Annotated in this window: 18 protein-coding genes; 4 read left to right on the top strand and 14 right to left on the bottom strand. The window is 55.5% G+C overall.

What is annotated here, in order from left to right:
• Positions 1–392 precede the first annotated feature (392 nt).
• The 3 genes from ACR0IO_RS16315 to fdhD are packed head-to-tail and all read left to right on the top strand — an operon-like array spanning position 393 to position 3,807.
• On the top strand, positions 393–2,687 hold the full coding sequence (locus tag ACR0IO_RS16315; RefSeq protein ID WP_480742643.1) for an FdhF/YdeP family oxidoreductase: 2,295 nt from the start codon (positions 393–395) through the stop codon (positions 2,685–2,687).
• Between the two features lie 17 nt (positions 2,688–2,704).
• Complete coding sequence (locus tag ACR0IO_RS16310; protein WP_480742642.1) at positions 2,705–2,977, top strand: hypothetical protein; 273 nt, start codon at positions 2,705–2,707, stop codon at positions 2,975–2,977.
• Between the two features lie 2 nt (positions 2,978–2,979).
• Positions 2,980–3,807, top strand: a complete 828-nt coding sequence (gene fdhD / locus ACR0IO_RS16305; RefSeq protein WP_480742641.1) for a formate dehydrogenase accessory sulfurtransferase FdhD — start codon at positions 2,980–2,982, stop codon at positions 3,805–3,807.
• Between the two features lie 14 nt (positions 3,808–3,821).
• Here fdhD and ACR0IO_RS16300 read toward each other — a convergent pair whose 3' ends face one another.
• The 9 genes from ACR0IO_RS16300 to napF form a co-directional block, all read right to left on the bottom strand.
• Positions 3,822–5,441, bottom strand: a complete 1,620-nt coding sequence (locus tag ACR0IO_RS16300; RefSeq protein ID WP_480742640.1) for a GMC family oxidoreductase — start codon at positions 5,439–5,441, stop codon at positions 3,822–3,824.
• A gap of 209 nt (positions 5,442–5,650) precedes the next feature.
• Complete coding sequence (locus ACR0IO_RS16295) at positions 5,651–5,908, bottom strand: hypothetical protein (RefSeq protein WP_480742639.1); 258 nt, start codon at positions 5,906–5,908, stop codon at positions 5,651–5,653.
• A gap of 15 nt (positions 5,909–5,923) precedes the next feature.
• The gene (locus ACR0IO_RS16290; protein WP_170336049.1) at positions 5,924–6,625 is read right to left on the bottom strand and encodes a NapC/NirT family cytochrome c; all 702 of its coding nucleotides are present in this window, start codon (positions 6,623–6,625) and stop codon (positions 5,924–5,926) included.
• Between the two features lie 29 nt (positions 6,626–6,654).
• Positions 6,655–7,098: a nitrate reductase cytochrome c-type subunit gene (locus ACR0IO_RS16285; protein ID WP_480742638.1), complete on the bottom strand. Its 444-nt coding sequence runs from the start codon at positions 7,096–7,098 to the stop codon at positions 6,655–6,657.
• A 19-nt stretch (positions 7,099–7,117) separates the two neighbouring features.
• On the bottom strand, positions 7,118–8,041 hold the full coding sequence (gene napH / locus ACR0IO_RS16280) for a quinol dehydrogenase ferredoxin subunit NapH (protein WP_480742637.1): 924 nt from the start codon (positions 8,039–8,041) through the stop codon (positions 7,118–7,120).
• On the bottom strand, positions 8,038–8,907 hold the full coding sequence (gene napG / locus ACR0IO_RS16275; protein ID WP_480742636.1) for a ferredoxin-type protein NapG: 870 nt from the start codon (positions 8,905–8,907) through the stop codon (positions 8,038–8,040). Before napG ends, napH begins: the two co-directional genes overlap by 4 nt.
• A gap of 29 nt (positions 8,908–8,936) precedes the next feature.
• Complete coding sequence (gene napA / locus ACR0IO_RS16270; RefSeq protein ID WP_480742635.1) at positions 8,937–11,438, bottom strand: nitrate reductase catalytic subunit NapA; 2,502 nt, start codon at positions 11,436–11,438, stop codon at positions 8,937–8,939.
• Positions 11,439–11,454: 16 nt separating this feature from the next.
• A complete protein-coding gene (locus tag ACR0IO_RS16265) occupies positions 11,455–11,724 on the bottom strand; it encodes a chaperone NapD (protein ID WP_155147693.1) in 270 nt (89 codons plus the stop codon).
• Positions 11,718–12,236, bottom strand: coding sequence for a ferredoxin-type protein NapF (gene napF / locus ACR0IO_RS16260; protein WP_480742634.1), 519 nt, complete (start codon positions 12,234–12,236; stop codon positions 11,718–11,720). The genes ACR0IO_RS16265 and napF overlap by 7 nt, the downstream gene beginning before the upstream one ends.
• A gap of 819 nt (positions 12,237–13,055) precedes the next feature.
• On the opposite strand from napF, the gene ACR0IO_RS16255 reads away from it, so the two are divergent.
• Complete coding sequence (locus ACR0IO_RS16255; protein WP_480742633.1) at positions 13,056–14,090, top strand: glycosyltransferase WbsX family protein; 1,035 nt, start codon at positions 13,056–13,058, stop codon at positions 14,088–14,090.
• 217 nt (positions 14,091–14,307) lie between these two features.
• On the opposite strand, the gene ACR0IO_RS16250 is transcribed toward ACR0IO_RS16255, so the two are convergent.
• The 5 genes from ACR0IO_RS16250 to ACR0IO_RS16230 form a co-directional block, all read right to left on the bottom strand.
• Positions 14,308–15,357, bottom strand: coding sequence for an AI-2E family transporter (locus ACR0IO_RS16250; protein ID WP_480742632.1), 1,050 nt, complete (start codon positions 15,355–15,357; stop codon positions 14,308–14,310).
• A gap of 123 nt (positions 15,358–15,480) precedes the next feature.
• A complete protein-coding gene (locus tag ACR0IO_RS16245; RefSeq protein WP_480742631.1) occupies positions 15,481–16,266 on the bottom strand; it encodes a TIGR03084 family metal-binding protein in 786 nt (261 codons plus the stop codon).
• 3 nt (positions 16,267–16,269) lie between these two features.
• On the bottom strand, positions 16,270–17,400 hold the full coding sequence (locus ACR0IO_RS16240; protein WP_480742630.1) for an NAD(P)H-dependent flavin oxidoreductase: 1,131 nt from the start codon (positions 17,398–17,400) through the stop codon (positions 16,270–16,272).
• Entirely contained in the window at positions 17,401–19,374 is a 1,974-nt protein-coding gene (locus tag ACR0IO_RS16235) for an acetyl/propionyl/methylcrotonyl-CoA carboxylase subunit alpha (protein WP_480742629.1), read from the bottom strand.
• A gap of 3 nt (positions 19,375–19,377) precedes the next feature.
• Positions 19,378–20,172, bottom strand: coding sequence for an enoyl-CoA hydratase/isomerase family protein (locus ACR0IO_RS16230; RefSeq protein ID WP_480742628.1), 795 nt, complete (start codon positions 20,170–20,172; stop codon positions 19,378–19,380).

The following is a 20,172-nucleotide window of genomic DNA, read 5'->3' as shown; positions in this document are numbered from 1 at the left end:
ACGGCCTTCGTGGTGCGCCTTAAATGCGTGTCGGGCCAAATAAATTTGCGCAAGGATGCGAGATGGAATTGGATTGGTCAACAGTGGTGGATACCTGTCGGTTTCAACCTTGTGGCCTCATGTCAATCTGTAGGTGTCCCTTTTGCAATCAGGTTTGATTATTGTGGCTTCAGAAATTTAATATACGTAGTTTATCAAAAACTCGATCTTGCGATTGACAGGTATGCCATTCCGTCGCATCTAGCTGATGGAAAGCCACTTGGACTGGGCGTGAATCTGCGTGCCAAAACAAGCAGCTGCAACAAATCAACAACTTCGTATCGGCTCCGCCAAGGCGAGAGGTATTGCACCATGCATGCCTTGTCATCGCGCGTGATCAAACAGGTTCGAGAATGGCAAAAAAAGACTGCACCGGAAAAAGTTCGAAAGCTGCTGGCGGTTGGGGGGCCCTCAAGAGCGTAGGGCGCCAGTTGATGGGCAGTGGGAAACCTTTGTCAGGTGCCAAAACAATGCTCAAGGCCAACCAGCCCGATGGGTTTGATTGCCCTGGTTGTGCCTGGGGCGACCCCGAGCATGGGTCATCCTTTGAATTCTGTGAAAATGGCGTCAAAGCAGTGGCTTGGGAGGCCACCAAGGCCCGTGTCACGCCCGAATTCTTTGCCAGACACACAGTTACAGAGCTGCGTAGCTGGACCGACTATGATTTGGAGCATCAGGGCCGGTTGACACATCCAGTGCGCTACAACCCTGCGACCGACAAGTACGAGCAGGTAGACTGGGAAACTGCATTTGCTGAAATCGGTGCAGCGCTGAACGCATTGGACGATCCGAACCGTGCTGAATTCTACACGTCAGGTCGTGCAAGCAATGAGGCCGCCTTTCTATACCAGATGTTCGTGCGCCTTTACGGCACAAACAACTTCCCGGATTGCTCGAACATGTGTCATGAGGCGAGCGGTGTCGCGCTGACCGAGTCAATCGGGATCGGTAAAGGTACGGTCCTGTTGGAAGACTTTGAAAAGGCAGACGCTATCTTTGTGGTGGGCCAGAACCCGGGAACCAACCATCCAAGGATGCTCGCTGATTTGCGCAAAGCCACTCTGCGCGGAGCGCGTGTTGTTGTCTTCAACACTCTCAAGGAAAAAGGCCTGCACCGATTTGCCGATCCTCAGAACAAGCTTGAGATGATCCGGGGTCGGTCTGAAGCAACCTCAACGGATTACTATCGGCCACGGCTCGGTGGTGACATGGCGATCTTCCGCGGCATGGCCAAGACTGTTTTAGCCGCTGACGAAGTTGCTTTGGCTGAAGGACGACCGTCGGTTCTGGATCATGACTTCATGACCGAACATGCCCACGGATTTGACGCCTACCGCGCCCTGGTCGAAAGCACGTCTTGGGAAACCATCGAGGAACAATCTGGTCTGAGCCGTTCCCAGATCGAAGAAGCCGCAGAAATTTACATGTCCTCGGATAAGGTGATCACCACCTGGGCCATGGGGGTGACGCAGCACAAGCATTCGGTTCAGACAATCCGCGAGATTGCCAGCTTTATGTTCTTGCGCGGCAATATTGGACGACCGGGTGCGGGTTTGTGCCCGGTGCGTGGCCATTCGAATGTACAAGGTGACCGCACAGTTGGGATCAATGAAAAGGCCCCTGCCCCTTTGCTGGACGCGATGGAGCGGGAATTGGGCGTTCCCATGCCGCGTGATCCGGGTCACAACGTATTGCATGCCATTGGTGCGATGCTGAACGGTCAGGCTAGGGCGTTTATTGGATTGGGTGGCAACTTTGCCCGCGCCACGCCTGATAGCCAACTGATTGCACAGGCTTTGGGCAATCTGGATCTGACCGTCAATGTGGCCACCAAGCTGAACCACGGTCATTTGTTGCCGGGTAAAGCCTCTTACATCCTTCCCTGTCTTGGACGGACTGAGATTGATCGCAACTCACAAGGTGCGCGCCAGATCGTGACGGTCGAGGATTCGATGTCGATGGTGCATGGTTCCGGTGGGATCAATCTGCCAGCTTCGAAAGAACTAAGGTCCGAGGTCGGGATCGTCGCTGGTATCGCCAAGGCAACTGTGGGCAGCGATGTGGTCGATTGGGAAGCGCTTGCAGATGACAACGACAAGATTCGTGACCTGATCGCGCGTGTCCTGCCCGCTTTTGGCAACTACAACGTAGCTGTCCGCAAGCCGCGCGGTTTCCACCTGTACAACAGTGCTGCTGCGCGGGATTGGAAGACCCCAACGGGGCGAGCAAACTTCTCGGACGCTGATCTGCCGGATCAGACCGAGTGGCAACGGGCCAAAAGCGACGATCAGACATTCGTGTTGCAGACTTTCCGCTCACACGACCAGTACAACACAACAGTCTATGGAATGGATGATCGTTACCGGGGCGTCTATGGTGAGCGTCAGGTGGTGTTCATGCATCCTAAAGATGTCGCGCTGCTGGGAGCTGAAGCTGGTGCTCGGGTGGATGTCATCGGTTGTCATGATGACGGAGTCGATCGTGTCGCCGAAAACTTCCGCCTTGTTCCTTACGACATTCCAAGGGGTTGCGTTGCTGGCTACTATCCGGAACTGAACGTTCTGGTTCCCTATCAGGCGTTTGGGGACAAAAGCTTCACCCCTGCTTCCAAGTCCGTCATGGTCCGTTTTCGACTGTTGGAGAAATAGGGGTGGAAGACGCAATGATGAAAACCGTCACCAGTCTTATGGCAGAAAGCCCAGAACACCTGAGCCCGATCGGAGCCGGAGTTCTGGTCGCCGCGCATTTTGGAGTTTCCAGCGACAGCCGTAGCTTTGCGTCCAAACTGGGCGTCGCGCACGCTCTAGTCCTGCGTGAGTGCGTGAGGCTTGCTGAAGAGCACCAGCTGATAAGTCTTGAGAACCGAGAAGAGCGTTCACAGCGCTTGTTCTATTCTTTGACCGCGCAAGGACATGATTTACTGGCGAAGGTGCACTGAAGATGACGGTGCCATTCCGTGACAGCCCAAAAATGCAATATGAAGCCGCGGTGCGGATGTCTTCATTCAGCGTCGGGACTGGTGTTGAGATATCGCGTGAACTGGCACAGGAGACACCGGTTGCTCTGGTGTTTAACGGCACGACGACAGCAGTGATGATGGCCTCGCCTTCCGACATACAGGACTTTGCCTATGGATTTGCGCTGACCGAGGGGTTCATCTCTGATCCCGATGAGATTGTGGATTTCGAGCAGGTTGCCCATGAGGCAGGTATAGAAGCTCGCTATTGGCTAAAAGACAATGCGTCCGAAAAACTGGGAAGACGTCGCAGGGCGTCAATGGGGCCGGTCGGCTGCGGGCTGTGCGGGATCGATAGCTTGGAACAGGCCGTTCGGAATATAGCACCTGTTTCGGGCATCCAATTGCAGATCGATGCGGCAGATATTGCATCGGCAACAGATCAGCTTCGGGATCATCAGGCGTTGCATGATCGTACCAGATCAGCCCATGCTGCAGGATTTCTCGTTCCGGGGAAAGGCATCGTGATGGCTCGCGAAGACATAGGTCGGCACAACGCTTTGGATAAGCTTTTGGGTGCGCTGATCCTCAGTGAAACAGATCCAGGACGGGGTGCCGTTGTTGTCACCTCGCGTGTGTCTGTCGAGCTGATTCAGAAGACCGCTGCTCTTGGGTGTTCCATGCTAATCGCCGTATCAGCTCCGACAGCTTTTGCAGTCAAGCTTGCGCAACAATCGGGGATGACGCTGGTCGCAAATTCGAAGAGAGCTGAATGTGAAGTGTTCACCCACGCTCACCGCATCAGGACGTAATCCAGAAATACCTACTAGGGTTTGGCTGTTTTACCGATCATCCCGGCCAGTTTTTCCGCGATCATAATAACGGGCGAAGCGGTGTTGCCTGAGACTATTTTTGGCATCACGGAAGCATCTGCCACACGAACCCCTTCCAAGCCGTGTACGCGCAACTGCGGATCAACGACGGCCATTGGATCCGTTCCCATCTTGCAGGTGCCTACCGGATGAAAGATCGTGGTGGCGATGTCACCGACCGCCTCGACAAGCTCTGCATCGCTTTGAAACTTGGGTCCGGGCAGAATCTCTTCAGGCTGATACGGCTCAAGCGACTTTGCTGTCATGATCTTGCGTGCCTGCTTGACCGATTTGACCGCGATTGATTGATCCCGCGAGGCTGAGAGGTAGTTGAGCCGGATATCAGGCTGGATATCACAATCCTGGGTCGTGATATGGCTGCTGCCGATACTGTCCGGACGCAGATTACAGACCGAAACAGTGATTGCCGGGAAGGGATGCAGCGGATCACCCAGCTTGTCGGTCGACAATGGCTGAATGTGGTATTCAAGATCCGGCGTTTCCATGGAAGGGTCCGATTTGGTGAACATACCAAACTGGCTCGGGGCCATGGACATCGGTCCTGACTGCGTCAGCCCGTATTGCAGCGCGATCCGAGCCTTTCCCAACAGGCTATTGGCAATCGTGTTCAGCGTCTTGGCATTCTGCACTCGAAACACGGTACGTATCTGCAGATGGTCCTGAAGGTTTTCGCCAACTCCGGCGCTTTCATTCCGGACTGGGATGCCCAGATCGGTCAACAGATCGCCTCGCCCAATACCGGACATTTCGAGTATTTTGGGCGAATTGATCGACCCGGCTGCCAGAAGCACTTCACCATTGGTCATCGCGTCCAGAACCTTGCCCCTGTGACGAAAGCGAACGCCTCGGACAGTTTTACCGTCAAGGATCAGATGCTCGGTCATCGCTTCGGTCAGGACGCGCAGGTTCGGGCGTTTCATCGCCGGTCGCAGAAAGCCCTTAGCAGTATTCCAACGCACGCCATTGTTCTGGTTGACCTCGAAGAATCCCGAACCTTCGTTGTTGCCATCATTGAAGTCATCACGTGGGAGAATGCCAAACTCTTTTGCACCGTCCTGTACTGCCTGCAGGATATCCCAGCTCAGTTTTTGTTTCTGGACTTTCCATTCACCACCACTGCGATGCATCTCGCTGTCACCGGCATGGTGATCTTCGGACTTCAGGAAATAAGGCAGTACATCATCCCAGCCCCAGCCTGTGTTCCCAAGTTGCCGCCAGTGGTCATAATCCGCCGCCTGCCCGCGCATATAGATCATGCCATTGACTGAACTGCAGCCGCCCAACACTTTGCCGCGTGGATAAGTCAATGAGCGGCCGTTCAGGCCGGCCTCGGGCGCGGTCTTCATCATCCAGTCGGTACGGGGATTTCCGATGCAATAAAGATAGCCGACCGGGATATGCACCCAGTGATAATTGTCGGACTTTCCCGCCTCCAGCAGCAGGACACGGGTTTTGGGGTCTTCTGTGAGCCGGTTCGCCAGTACGCATCCGGCTGTACCCGCACCCACGATAATATAATCATAGTCGCCATCTAGGCGCGCTGCATCCTTCATATGACGTCTCAGCATCTTCTTTTCAGGCTCATGATCTGTGCCCGAAACTGGCAAAGCCTGATCATAGGGATTTGTGTTGGTCAGTGCGGTTTGTCTGCGCTGCCTTCAGACTAAACAGCAGGTTTACTGAATACGCCAGCCCCTAAGGTTTGGCGTATAAACAATTTTTCCCACAGCGGAGAATTCTGAGCGCCAACTCGACGAGGTGATCAGGCAGAAGCACCCTTGAGACGAATGGCGCACCCCAAGCTGCCGGCGATGACGCCAACGATAATTGCAATCACCAACTCCATCGTTTCGATCTGGTCGAATTTCCAACCTGAGAAAACTAGCGTTTCGATCACACCAACGAGACCACCCATCAGCGCACCTAACCACAGGCGTCGTGTCATCATGCCAAGTGCCAGCCCAAGGATGCCCGGAAGGCTCAGGATATTGCCGCCGATTGTTCCAAGTATTTCAAGCATCTTATCACCTGTTTCCTATTCCGAGCGACTGTCGAGGAAAGACTGAATTGCAGTGCCATCTACTGAGGCTTCAGCACGTATTGCATTCGGGTCATCGAAGCTCAGCGATCCGACTACATTCTGGTACTCTTCAAGATAACCGGGTGGCAGGCTGTGGGCGATACCCTGGTGGCAATCGATACAGGTCATGTTGTTATCGATTGCACGCTGATGTTCGGACGCGGCGCGTGTCTCCTGAAGGGTAAAGTCCATGTAGTCGAAGTTGTGGCAGTTCCGGCATTCGCGGCTGTCAGAGGCTTTCATCTTCTTCCAAACCGCGGCAGCCATCTGCAGACGGTGATCCTCGTACTTTTCGGGCGTACTGATCGTGCCTGCCAGTTCGTGGTATACGTCTTTGACCGCCATAATCTTGGCTTTGATCTTGTGGTTCCATTCTTTCGGAACGTGGCAATCGGAACAGATGGCCCGCACGCCTGAATGGTTGTTGTAGTGGATCGTTTCGCGATACTCGCCAAGATTGGTTTCCATCGTGTGGCACGACACACAGAATTCTTCGGTATTGGTCAGTTCCAGTGTCCAGTGGAACCCACCCCAGAATAGGATACCGCCCAGAAAGCCTGCAATCAGCAGAAAGCCGGTGCTGAACAGGGCTGCGGGTGTCCAGAACCAGGTCCAGATGCGGCGAAGCCAGCCATGATTTTCAGGAGAGTCTGCCATTTCGGTGCTCCTTTCAGACGTGCGCTAGGTTAGTTGCCGGAAGAAGGCTGAAAGACGTTGTCAATCAGCGCTGGCGCATCTGCCTGAGGCACATGGCATTGATTGCAGAAGTACCGTGTACCTGCGACCCGATCCAATTCGACACCGTCACGATCCAGATAGTGGGTCATGGACAAGGTGGGGGCATTTCGCTCACCTGCTTTGGTCCAGTCATGACAGGACAGGCACTGGTTGGTCCGCAGGTCAATTTGGTATTGTTCCACCTTGTGCGGGATCAACGGCGGCTGTTGGCGATAGTTACGCTGCATCCGCCCTTCGACATTGCGGTGAACCTGGTCGAGGGCGACAGGTTCGTCGATTTCTGCACCGCGCAGAGAATCCACCTGCGAACCGGTAGATTGCGCAAGAGCGATACCCGCAGCGGCAGTCAGTGCCGCGGCAGCGAGGGCGCTGAATATGGCGTTCTTGTTCATGAGAAACTCCGTTGTTTGCTCAGGCGGCGCGACTGGCCCCGGATTTCGATAGAGGTTTCGAACGGGCCGCGCGTCCTGGCGCTGAGGCAGTGTCGAAACGGTGAGAGAATTTGAAAACGTCAACCGCGCAGACGTCGATGCAACGTCCGCAATTGGTACAGTCCGGTGACAGGATCAGGGGTGTATCAGCGGTCTTTCCACGCAGCGCTGGTGAGATCACATGCATCTCGGGGCAGACCGCAAAGCAATCCATGCAATCGTCACAAGCCGCTCGGTTGACCGCGCTGACACGTAACAACGCCTTTTGTCCCAAGAGACCGTAGAATGCGCCTACGGGGCAGATGTGGCCGCACCAGCCCCGTCGCGAGACAAAGACATCAAAAACAAAGACAGCCAGCACAAAAGTCCAGGCGAAACCAATCCCGAAGATGAGACCCCGATGCAACATCGAGATCGGATTGATGACTTCCCACGCGATTGTTCCGGTTGCTGCAGAAACCAGCAAAACGGTTCCCAAGATCCAGTAGCGGGTGGTTCGTTTCGGCTGCCAACCTTTTTGCATGCCCAGTTTGTCGTGCACCCAGTGGGCGCCGTCTGTAACCGGATTGATCGGGCACACCCAGCTGCAGTAAACCCGACCACCGATTAACGCATAGACACCACCAACAATCAGCGCGCCGATGAGGGCAGCCATCTCTGGCCAATGCCGAGCAAACATTCCTTGCAATAGAACGAAGGGGTCAGTCAGCGGCAGCGTGTCAAAGGTTAAAGAACCGGTGAGATTGCCCTTGACCCACCAGATGCCAAACCAAGGACCTAACAGGAAAAGTCCGAGAAACGTAAGTTGGGCAAGGCGGCGCAGTATGAGGTACTTGTGCGCCCCCATCCAGCCCTTGGCTTCAATGGCCTCCTGTCCAACTGGCAGATGCACCGTGCCACTCATTGACCGACACTCCCCGTATCGGGCAGCGAGAAGCTGGGGGTGAAGCCGCCTTCCATTGAAGGGTCGGGCAGTGCTTCTGTCCCGTTTGTGTATCCGCCGGGTGCGGCGAGGTTGTCAGTTCCGGGTCCGGGCAGTCTGTCCGGCAGGTCAATCAACTCGTCGACCAATGGGTCGCGGTCTTCCCATCCGAGTTTGTAGTGATCCGCTGCCTCGGCCATGGCAATTCGGCGCGGCAGGACCTTGATCGCGGATTCTCCGGGCAGAACGCAGGATTTTTCACATTTCCCGCAGCCTGTACAAGCGTCCGAATGGACCACCGGCATAAAAATGGCGTGATGGCCTGAGCGTTCATTATGGCGACGCTCAAGCGTAATGGCTTCATCGATAACCGGACAGACCCGATAGCAGACGTCACAGCGCAGCCCCAAAGCGTTCAGGCATCTTTCCTGATCAATCAGAACGGCCAATCCCATATCGGCGTCATCAATATTGGTCAGTGATGGATCGAGAGCACCGGTCGGACAAGCGACGACGCAGGGAATATCCTCGCACATTTCACAAGGCACTTCGCGGGCCGTGAAATACGGCGTGCCGGTGGCCGGCCCATCAACTCCCAGTTCCGCCAGCTTCAAGGTGTCATAAGGGCAATCGCGGACACACAGACCACACCGAATGCAGGCGGCCAGAAACTTGTCTTCATCCAATGCTCCGGGTGGCCGTATCGCCTGCGCCGGCAGGGCGCGGGCATCCAGCGTCAGGTAGGCAAGAAAACTACCCGCCACGGCACAACCCGCCGTGACCCGCGCTGTATCCTGAAGGAAACGGCGCCGGTTCACGGGACTTGATGTTGTGACGTTAGCGGGCATCTGGCTTGCTTACATTCTAAATGGTTGTGTCAGGCGCGTTCGACCTTGCAGGCACATTTCTTGAAGTCCGTCTCTTTCGAGATCGGGCAAGTTGCGTCCAACGTCAGCTTGTTGGTCAGCTGGCCTTCATCGAACCATGGGAAGAACACCACGCCTTTGGGCATCTTGTTGCGCCCGCGTGTCTCAACCCGCGACAGCACATCACCGCGTCGCGTTGATACGTTGATCTCTTGCCCTCGCCGCAGACCGCGCTCTTTCGCGTCTTCGGGGTGCATGAAGACTACTGCAGCAGGGAACGAACGGTGCAGTTCCGGGACACGACGGGTCATCGAACCCGAATGCCAGTGTTCCAGAACGCGACCTGTAACCAGCCACAGATCATATTCTTCATCCGGAACCTCCGGCGCCGGTTCGTATGGCGCGAAGATGATGCTCGCTTTGCCGTCCGGCTTGCCGTAGAATTTTACCCCTTCACCTTCTTTTACATAGGGGTCGTACCCTTCGCGGAAGCGGTAGAGAGTCTCCTTGCCGTCAACCACGGGCCAGCGCATCCCGCGTGCCTGGTGGTAAACGTCGAAATCAGCCAGATCATGCGCCTTGCCGCGTCCAAACGAGGCGTATTCCTCGAACAGACCCTTCTGGACATAAAACCCGAAATGATTGGCTTCCTGATTGTTGAAGCCTTCGGCGGTATCCGACAGCGGGTATTTGTTGACCTTGCCGTTTTCGTAAAGAATTTCGTACAGGGTCTTTCCACGGTATTCGGGCATCTGGGCGATCAGCTCTTCGGGCCAGACATCCTCGACCTTGAAGCGTTTCGAAAACTCCATCACCTGCCAGACATCTGAACGCGCCTCACCCGGGGCATCGACTTGCTGGCGCCAGAACTGGGTGCGTCGTTCGGCGTTACCATACGCACCCTCTTTTTCGACCCACATTGCCGTGGGCAGGATCAGGTCGGCTGCCAACGCGGTAACTGTGGGATAAGGATCAGAGACAGTGATGAAGTTATCCGGGTTTCGATAGCCCGGCCATCCTTCTTCATTGATGTTAGGAGCGGCCTGCATGTTGTTGGTGCACTGAACCCAGTGACAATTCAGATCGCCGTCCTTCAACCTACGGTGTTGCTCCACCGCGTGGTAGCCGGGTTTGGGTGGGATAGTCCCTGCAGGCAGCAGCCACTTTTCTTCAGCGATCTCGCGGTGCTTTTCATTGGCCACGACCATGTCTGCGGGCAGGCGGTGCGCAAAGGTGCCCACCTCGCGTGCAGTGCCACATGCCGATGGCTGACCGGTCAGCGAGAATGGTGAGTTGCCTGGCTCCGAGATCTTACCCATCAGCAGATGCACATTGTACATAAGCGAGTTCACCCACGATCCGCGGGTGTGTTGGTTAAAGCCCATGGTCCACAGGCTCATGATCTTACGGTCGGGGTCGGCGTATTGCTGAGCCAGACGCTCCAGCTGTGCAGCGGGCACGCCAGACAGCTCGGACACGTATTCCAGCGTATAGGGTGCTACATATTCCTTGTAGGCTTCGAAATCGATCTGTTCGAGTTTGCCGTGCTTGCCCTCGTGGGCTGGATTGGCCGCTGCCTGTTCCAGTTCATGCTCAGGACGCAGGCCATAGCCGATGTCGGTGGCCGTTTTTGTGAAGTTGACGTTCTTGTTGACGAAATCCCAGTTCACCGCATCGTTCTGAATGATGTAGTTGGCGATGTAGTTGAGGATTGCCAGATCGGTTTGCGGCACAAATATCATGCCGTTGTCGGCCAGCTCGAATGAGCGGTGTTCGAAAGTCGAAAGCACATGCACTTCGGCACCCGGTTTGGTCAGACGGGTGTCAGTCAGCCGCGACCAAAGGATCGGGTGCATCTCGGCCATGTTCGAACCCCACAGCACGAACGTGTCGGCATGTTCGAAGTCGTCATAGCAGCCCATCGGCTCGTCGATGCCGAATGTGCGCATGAAGCCGGCCACAGCTGATGCCATGCAATGGCGTGCGTTCGGGTCGATATTGTTCGAACGCAGACCGGCCTTCATGAATTTTGCGGCTGCGTAGCCTTCCCAGACGGTCCATTGCCCTGAACCAAACATCGAAACCGCGGTTGGGCCTTTTTCCTTGATGGAGGCCTTCCATTTCTCGGCCATCACGTCGAAGGCTTCGTCCCAGCTGACCGGTTCGAACTCACCATTCTTGTCGTAGGCTCCGTTTGACTTGCGCAATAACGGAGTGGTCAGACGGTCGGAGCCGTACATGATCTTGGACAAGAAATAGCCCTTGATGCAGTTAAGGCCGCGGTTCACCGGCGCCTCGGGGTCGCCCTGGGTGGCCACAACGCGACCGTCTTTTACACCGACAAGAACAGAACAACCCGTACCGCAGAAGCGACAGGCTGCTTTGTCCCAGCGAATGTCTGGAGCCCCGATCTGAGCAGAAGCACTCTGAGGCAGGGTGATACCGGCGGCCGAAGCCGTTGCAGCGGCAGCGGTCGCCTTAAGGAACGAGCGGCGGGACGTTGGCAGAGTCATGGCTATTTTCTCCCGTTCAGGCAGAGGGTTGCGAATGAGCTTCGTTCTCGGCCGGAAGCTCTTCGAAATGGTGGTAAGTCAGGGTGACAGTCAGCACGCCGGGGATCTGGTGCATATCCATAATCTGATCAGATGCCCGCGTTGTTTCGGTGTCTTCGACGGTGACAACAATGCGCCCGTTTTCACAGGCGTGAACCTCACAGCCTTCGGCCGCATTTATGGATTTGATCACGCTGTCAGTCGTTTCGGGCATCGCGTGGACAAGGCAGCCGCAAATGTTCAGCATGTCTGTGCCTCCGTTGTTTGAAGCATTTGGACCATTTGGATTGCACCTACTGGGCAAGGCGCGACGCAGCCGCCACAACCCGTGCAGGAGGTTTCATCGATTTGTGGCTCGGCTCGGCCCTGCGTCATCAATCGGAACCGGATGGCGGACTCATCGCAGTGGTCCTCGCAACTGCGACACTGCACACCATTCTTGGCGAGGCAGGTGTCGGTGGTATCTGCACGCCAGTGCCAGGGTTGAGATTCCTCCAACGCGCCTGTCTGGCAAGCATCGATGCAATCACCGCAGAAAGTGCAAGCGCCTTTGTTGAAATCGACGACCGGCGATCCGTCCGGGGCCGATAAGATGATGCCTTCCGGGCAGGCCCGTACACAATCACCACAGTTTGAGCAGATCTCAGAAAAGCGAGAATCCCCGATCGCCCCAAATGGCCTCGGGGCGGGCGGTTCATTCTCTGCGGGCGTCGAGAATCTTCCCCGCAAAAAACTGCGTCGAGTGGCTTGGGGCGTCATGATGCGCGCGTCCTAGCTTACAAAGTTACTTTCCTTGCGTTCAGCAGCCTATTTGGTTTTTTGGATCCCAGACTTGATTTATATCATGTTTGACCAGTTAGTCTTGGAATTATATTATTCATATATGTTATGCACTTACCAAGTATTGCGAGCGCGATCAGCGAAAGGCACCGCCATCGAAACGATGAAACTACATTCTGGATCGCTGTGTGAAAAATGCGGTTTTGGAGTTTCACCACAACCTTGGTTGGTGTTTTGCCTGAAGCCCTGATGACAACATCTATCCTGAGGTCAGAGCAGAAGCTTGAGCCCTGATTTGGCCCCAACATGCACCATGTTGCCAGAAGTCTTCCATTGGTAATTCGTACCTTGGTGGACTGACCCAGACGCATCGTTGCAGCGGCTACTGCCTCTGGAATTAGGGATTGCGGAATAGCGCCATATTATTTAGCAGCAAACTCGATAGCATCATTTGAGCATGACGGAAGCATTCCTATAAGCGATTGGCATGCTTACAGCGGAAGGGCCACTTCCTCGCAGTCAGCGTCAAACGCCGTAGAATGAGAAATTTGCATGTCGATCAAAGATACCCTGCTTTTCTACCTGCTTTCAGCTGCTTCCAAATGCAGCCCTCCTCTATCCTCACGAACGGCAAGGCGATTTCGCAATTCGGCTAAAAAGCGTGATCCGAGACGGGGCTGGAATACTCAAGGCCAATCACAGCGGCAAAGTTTCGAAGCAATCGGTCGGTCTGACGAGTTTGTGCCCTTCAACCCACCTGCAGCGGCTGAACCGGCAGTCAAAGCAATCGCACATTACTTGCCCCAATTTCATCCATTCAAGGAAAACGATGAATGGTGGGGTAAAGGTTTTACCGAGTGGACCAACGTCGGAAAGGCGGTCCCAAACTATCCGGGCCATTATCAGCCGCATTGTCCAATTCACCTGGGGTATTATGATCTGCGATTGCCTGAGATCATGGTCGAGCAGGCACAGATGGCCAAAGCCTATGGGATAGGCGGATTTTCATACTATTTCTATTGGTTTGGCGGAAAGACCCTATTGGAGCATCCGCTGGAGCAGATGCTTGCCAACCCCGACGTTGACATGCCCTTTTGTTTGACATGGGCAAACGAAAACTGGACCCGTCGTTGGGATGGGCGAGAACATGACGTATTGATCGGGCAGAATCATTCCATCGCGGACTCTGTGAATCTGCTGCGGCATGTGCGCAAATACACGGAAGATCCGCGCTATATTCGGATAGACGGAAAACCCGTATTTATTGTTTATCGCGCCAATATCATTCCCGATATCAGGGAAACAACGAAAGCCTGGCGAGAAGAAGCACAGCGTTGGGGTGAGCAGGGTCTCTATCTTGTCGCAGCGCAGACCTTCGATATCGGAGACCCCGAAAAACTGGGCTTTGATGCCGCGATGGAGTTTCCGCCTCAACAGGTACAGCGTACTGATATCACCGACGAAATGGGTGTCTACAATCCTGAATTTACAGGTATGATCATGGATTACGAAGCGGTGGTGGAAGCCCAAATCCAAAAACCGGAACCGGATTACAAGCTGTTCCGATCTTCTACGCTGTCATGGGACAATACGGCACGCAATCAGGATGCACCCCGTATCATGGGTCGATTTTCCATCGACGCATACAAGCGCTGGACGGCACAGTTGTGCAATCAGGTTCTGGCACGGGACAAATACAGCGCTGACGAAAAAATCGTTTTCATCAATGCTTGGAATGAGTGGGCCGAGGGAACTCACCTGGAACCGGATCAGCGTTACGGGTTTGCCTATCTTCAGGCGACCTATGATGCGCTACCGAAAAAGGACGGATAGGCCCCCATCCGGGGTTGGAGCAGAGCAAATTCTGCGCAGCCGGTGCCTTGCAAATAATACAGGGTCAACTGCGCCGGCATACTTGCGCTCTGGAAGCAATACGTTGCTAAGAAAAAGGATGCTCGACATATCGAGAGCTAACTGGTGTTCGCAGGCATCGTTCCAGTGATACCGTGAACCACAATGCAGGGAAACCGAGGGCCCAAAGCTTGCACTCTCAATCGATTTCTCCGTTTTCGGACATGAGGATGGCGATTGGGCGTGTTGACTGGATCTGAGACAGGATGATCATCACGACCGCGGTCAGAGGTGCGGCCAGGATTGTGCCCGCCAGTCCCCACATGGCGGTCCAGATTGCCAGCGAGAACAAAACCATGAACCCGCTCAGGTTCACGGAATTGCCAACCAGCCGTGGCTCCAGCACGTTGCCGACAAACAACTGTGCCGCCATAAGCGCCACAAAGGCAATCCCGGCATGCCAGAGGTCAGTGAACTGCACCAAGCTCAGCATGACCGGAAACAGCACGCCCAGGATGGATCCGAGGTATGGAATGTAGTTCAAAAGCCCGATCAGGATGGCCCAGAACAACGCAAACTCAATCCCCAAAAGAAGCATAATCACGAAAGAGATCGTCGCCAGAATGACATTGATCAGTGTTTTAGCGCTCAGATAGCTGCCGATTTTCTGGTTGATCTGGCCAACTATTTTCAGCGACCGGCCCGCGGTTTCCGCGTTGCCAAAAGCTTGCTGTACCTTTGCTGGCATACCGTCCAGATCGGTCAGGATGAACGCCATGTAGAGGATCGCCATGAACAGGATTGTGCCAAAACCCTGCACGGTGGTCAGTGCCCCTTGCAGGAAACCCATGACATCAAATTTATCCGAAATGGTTTTCTCGATCGTGGACCAGTCCGGCAGTTTCTCGACACCCAGAGAACCCATGATGGTTTCGACTAACGTGTTCAGGTTGCTTTGATAGCGCGGCATGTTCTCAGCAACTGCTTGCGCGTTTGCCTCAATGAACATGGCCATCAGGAAAACGATCAGGAATATCGTCAGCAGGGCAAGCAGGCGCCGCAGCCGTCGCGGTATGCCACGCAACCCGGGAACGCGACCAACCGCCGAAGCGGTGGAATCCAGAACATAGATGCCGATGATGCCCAGAAGCACCGGTAGCAGGATGCTTTTTCCAAGAACCAACAGCCAGCCCACCAACACTGCGATGATTAGGCCAGCGGCCAGTTTTGTCACATCAAACTGTAGCATATCCGTATTCTCTGTCCGCTTCTGCGTTCGTGTCTGACGCGTTAACAACGTATCGTCAACTTGAGCCCACTAAACCGTGCGACTCCAACAATCACGGCCAGCCAAACAACAACGCTTCTGGCGTTAGGATCGGTGACGCGTACCCACAGCAGGGGGCTTTTCCACCCCACCCGCAAAACACTGAGCGATCGACATCCACTCTGTCGCTATTGCACCTTCCACTTTCAGGGAAGTATCTCCGATGTTGCGCGTCTGGGCGGAAACCTGAGCAAACTCTACGGCAGAGCCTGTGATCTTGTTTTCACCCGGCTCACCAAACTCCCAAAGTATCCCTGATGGCGCGGTCAACTCCAATCGCGGCATTGCATCAGGTACGGGCCGACCGTTGACCTTATAGGCCCAACCAAAAGTGTTCACACACAAAACAACGACGTTCCTGATACGATCATGCTCGCTGCGCACAAGACCCAGAATATCGAACACTTCCTGACCATGTGCCCAGGTTTCCATCTGCCGGGCAGTGATTGAGGAACGTACCGACATATCCGGACCCGCCCATTTCACCCTGTGCTTGGGATCGAGATCCACCCAGCGTGCGCCAATGTCGGCATAAAGCGACCGCCAGGCCGCGCGCAATTCTGCCCCGCGTTCTGAGATCACCTCATTCTCTGCCGCGCGCAGGCCTTCAACCTTGGCCTTGGCGAACAATGCCCCAATTCGGGCGGTAAAGGCGTCAGGATCGTTAAGGGACAGGTCAGCCATTTGGTTCCAATAGTGCAGATGCACGAGAACATCGTTCAGCGTCCATCCCTTGAATTGGGTTACAGTTTCCCATTGGTTGCCTGATACATCTGCCAAAACCGCATGCAAAGCGTCGCTTTCTTCCAGAAAATCCATTGCCTGTTGCACTGCTTAGCCCTCCAACGTTGAATTCAGACGGTCGATAGCGGCCAGATAATCCTGCTTAAATTCCTGAACGACTGCCGTAGCCGAGGTTACCTGGTTCATCAGACCGACCCCCTGTCCGACCCAGTAAGTTGAGAGCTTCTCCGCCCCCTCATGTCCGGACTGCGCCAGTTTCTCGACCTTGCGCAAAGCCGGTTCTGAAACCAGCGACTGATAGGGCATCGCAAGTGGATCCGGCCCATCAGCCTCCCACGCATCCGTCCAAGTGGATTTGAGTTGGCGGGAATGCTTGCCGGTGCGTGAACGGCTCCGCACGGTGTCGGCCGATGTCGCTGCCAGCATCTTGTCCTTGATCTGCTGTGGAGGTTCGCCCTCGGCGGTTGTCAACCAGACCGAGCCGCACCAGGCGCCCGCAGCGCCCATTGCAATTCCTGCGGCCATCTGCGCGCCATTCACAATACCCCCCGCCGCCAGCACAGGGGTGCCGTTCGCCACCGAGACGACCTCGGGCACCAAAACCATGGTCGACACTTCCCCGCAATGACCACCAGCTTCACCACCGGCAGCTACAAGGATATCAACACCTGCAGCCACCTGCAGTTCTGCATGCTTTTTCGAACCAACCAGCGCGGCAACCGGTACACCAGCAGCCTGTGCGCGCTCCATCATGATTGGCGGAGGCGTCCCCAGTGCATTGGCGATCAGCTTGATCGGATATGAAAACACGATGTCCAGAACAGCTTCGGCACCGGTGGTGTTCATGTTGTCGGAAAGGTGCATCATATCGAGGCGGGCGTCGCCCAAACCGTCAAGGCCAACGCCGTGATCGTTTAGCAGGGTATCGGCGAACTGCTTGTGTGTCTCCGGCAGAGCGGCAAGCAGGTCTTGCCCGCTGAGGGCCGGATCGCCCTGTTTCTGCATCGACGTCGGAATGATCAGATCCACACCATAAGGTTTGCCGCCGCAATGTGCGTCGATCCAATCCAATTCAGCCCTCAACTTGTCCGGTGGCGTCAAGACCGCCCCGAAAACGCCCATGCCGCCCGCGCGCGAAACTGCAGCCACAACATCCCGGCAATGGCTGAACGCAAACAGCGGGAACTCGATGCCAAGTCGACGGCACAGATCGGAATTCATCTAGATCTCCTCAATCTCGATCATCAGATCGCCCGAGGTCAGCTGCTGCCCCGTTTCGACGTGAACCGCGGTGATCACACCGTCTACAGCCGCCGTGATTTGATGCTGCATTTTCATCGCTTCCAGAACAGCCAGCCGGTCGCCCTTGGCCACGTTCTGACCGGCTTCCGCGTTCATTTCGATCAGCAAACCCGGCATTGGGGCGATTACGCAGCCTCCGGCAGTGGCTGTTTCGTCAACAGCACCGGGGCGCAGACGTCGAAACTTCAGACGCTCAGCACCGATGGCGAACTTGACCATGTCGCGTGTCAGATGGGCCACAACATCTACGGTCTGGTCATTGATGCGTGCTCGGATATTGGAGCCCGAGCGGTTCACGAACGTAACATCAAACTTCTCTTCTCTGACCCAAACGGTCCAACCATCCGGACGCGCGCGGGCACGAATGCTAACCTCATCCTCACCACACACCAGTTTTACCCTGAACGGCAAAAGGGCGGCGCTGGACCAACCGAGCTGATCGCATGAGACGTAACCCGCCGCATCCTTAGCACGCGCTTGGTCGGCTTCGAGCATCAGGGCAAGTGCCAAAGCGGCGTCGCGCCCGCTGGTCTGATAAGCGGGGAAACCCTCGGGATAGATGCGATCAAGAAAGGTTGTTGTAGCATCGCCGCTGATGAAAGTGCCCTGCCCCAGCACATCCACAAGGAAGGCCGAATTCGTCACCGTTCCGAGTAACACGGATTCCTTTACTGCCCTGATCAGCCGCGCTCGCGCAGTTTCGCGGGTGGGTCCATGCGCGATGATTTTGGCCAGCATCGGGTCGTAGAACGGAGACACTTCCTGCCCGGTTTCAATGCCTGCGTCCACGCGCACTCCGGGTCCGGTCGCAAACTGCCAGATGTCAATCGGACCCGTTGCCGGCAGATAGCCGTTGACCGGATCCTCGGCATATAGGCGCACTTCCATCGCATGCCCATTCAGGGTCACATCCACTTGCGAAACCGGAAGAGCTTCGCCCTGAGCGACCGCGATCTGTATTGCCACAAGATCAAGACCGGTGACCATTTCAGTCACCGGATGTTCCACCTGCAGGCGGGTGTTCATTTCGAGAAAATAAAATGCCCCTGAAGCATCCAGCAGGAATTCAACAGTGCCTGCTCCGCGATAGTTCACCGCGCGCGCAGCCTCAATGGCGACATCGCCCATCTTTGCCCGCAATTCAGATGTCATCCCCGGGCAAGGAGCCTCTTCGACAACCTTCTGGTGACGGCGCTGAACCGAACAGTCCCGTTCGCCCAGATGGATCACATTTCCATGTGTGTCGGCAAAGACCTGAATTTCAACGTGGCGGGCGTCGGTAATCGCCTTTTCAAGGATCAGTTCACCAGAACCAAACGCATTTTCTGCCTCAGATCGCGCCAACGCGATTGCTGTGGGCAAAGCAGCAGCGTCGTGAACCAGCCGCATCCCGCGCCCGCCGCCTCCAGCTGCTGCCTTGACCATGATGGGGAATCCAATGTTGTCCGCGGCTTTGACCAAAACGGCTTCGGACTGATCCTCGCCCTCATATCCCGGTACGCAAGGCACGCCTGCAGAGAGCATTAGCCGTTTGGCGTCAGCTTTGTCGCCCATCAACCTGATTGCTTCGGGGTCGGGACCGACAAAGATCAGTCCAGCGGCCTCAACAGATTGGGCAAACTCTGCGTTTTCAGACAAAAAGCCATATCCCGGATGGATCGCCCCAGCCCCCGTTTTTTCGGCAGCTGCGATGACCTTGTCGCCCTTCAAGTAACTTTCGCCAACGGGTCCGTCTCCGATCCAGACCGCCTCATCAGCAAGCTCAACATGCGGTGCCTTGGCATCCGCAGTCGTATAAACAGCCACTGTCCGAAGACCGAGCGATCGCGCGGTCCGGATGATGCGTGCGGCTATTTCCCCGCGATTGGCGATCAGAAGTGTATCGAATGCCATTGCTCAACCCCCTGCCCAATTGGGTTTGCGTTTGTCCAAAAAGGCCGAAATGCCTTCTTTCGCCTCGTCCGACAGCAATCGCTCGGCGAAACTCTTTGCTGCCATCTGTCTCTGCTGTTCCCGGGTTTGAAACGGCATCTCAATCAATTGCCGTTTTATCGCGGCCATGGCTTGCGGCGCTGTCGATCGGGTCATTGCCTGAATTTCTTCAATCGCGTTGTCCATCTCCTCAGGGGCGACAACCCGATCCACCAATCCCAGGCGTTTAGCCTCTTGCACATTAACCGTAGCACCTGTCAGCATTAGTCGCCGCGCAGCGGGCATGCCCAGCCGGGTCACCACAAATGGTGCGATCTGCGCAGGGGTCAGTCCGATGCGTGTTTCGGACAGGCCAAACCGTGAGTGTTCGCTTGCGACAATCATATCCCCGGTGCAGATCAATCCGAGTCCACCAGCCATTGCAGCGCCTTCAACAGCCATGACACTGAACTGTGGCAGAGCGGCCACCGCGTCGAATAGATCGGCAGCCCGCAGGCTCAGGCGGACTATGTCATCTTGCGATGCCGAGCCGTCAAAGCTGGAATTGAAGGACTTCAAATCGCCGCCGGCACAAAAAATGCCGCCGCGCCCGCGAAATGTTACACCTTGTATCGGTGCGTTTGGCAGCGCCGCGCACAAGTCGAGCAGGGCATCCACCCGCGCATTTGTCAGAGGGTTCCGTCGTTCTGGCTCGTTGAACCAGACGGTCAGCCAACTACCATCCTGTTCCAGCTCAAGATGTTGAGATTGTGGCAGCAT

The organism is Ruegeria sp. CE12 (genome assembly GCF_056537525.1).
The sequence above is the reverse complement of the archived record's forward strand: the minus strand, read 5'-3'. Positions and strand labels throughout refer to the sequence as shown.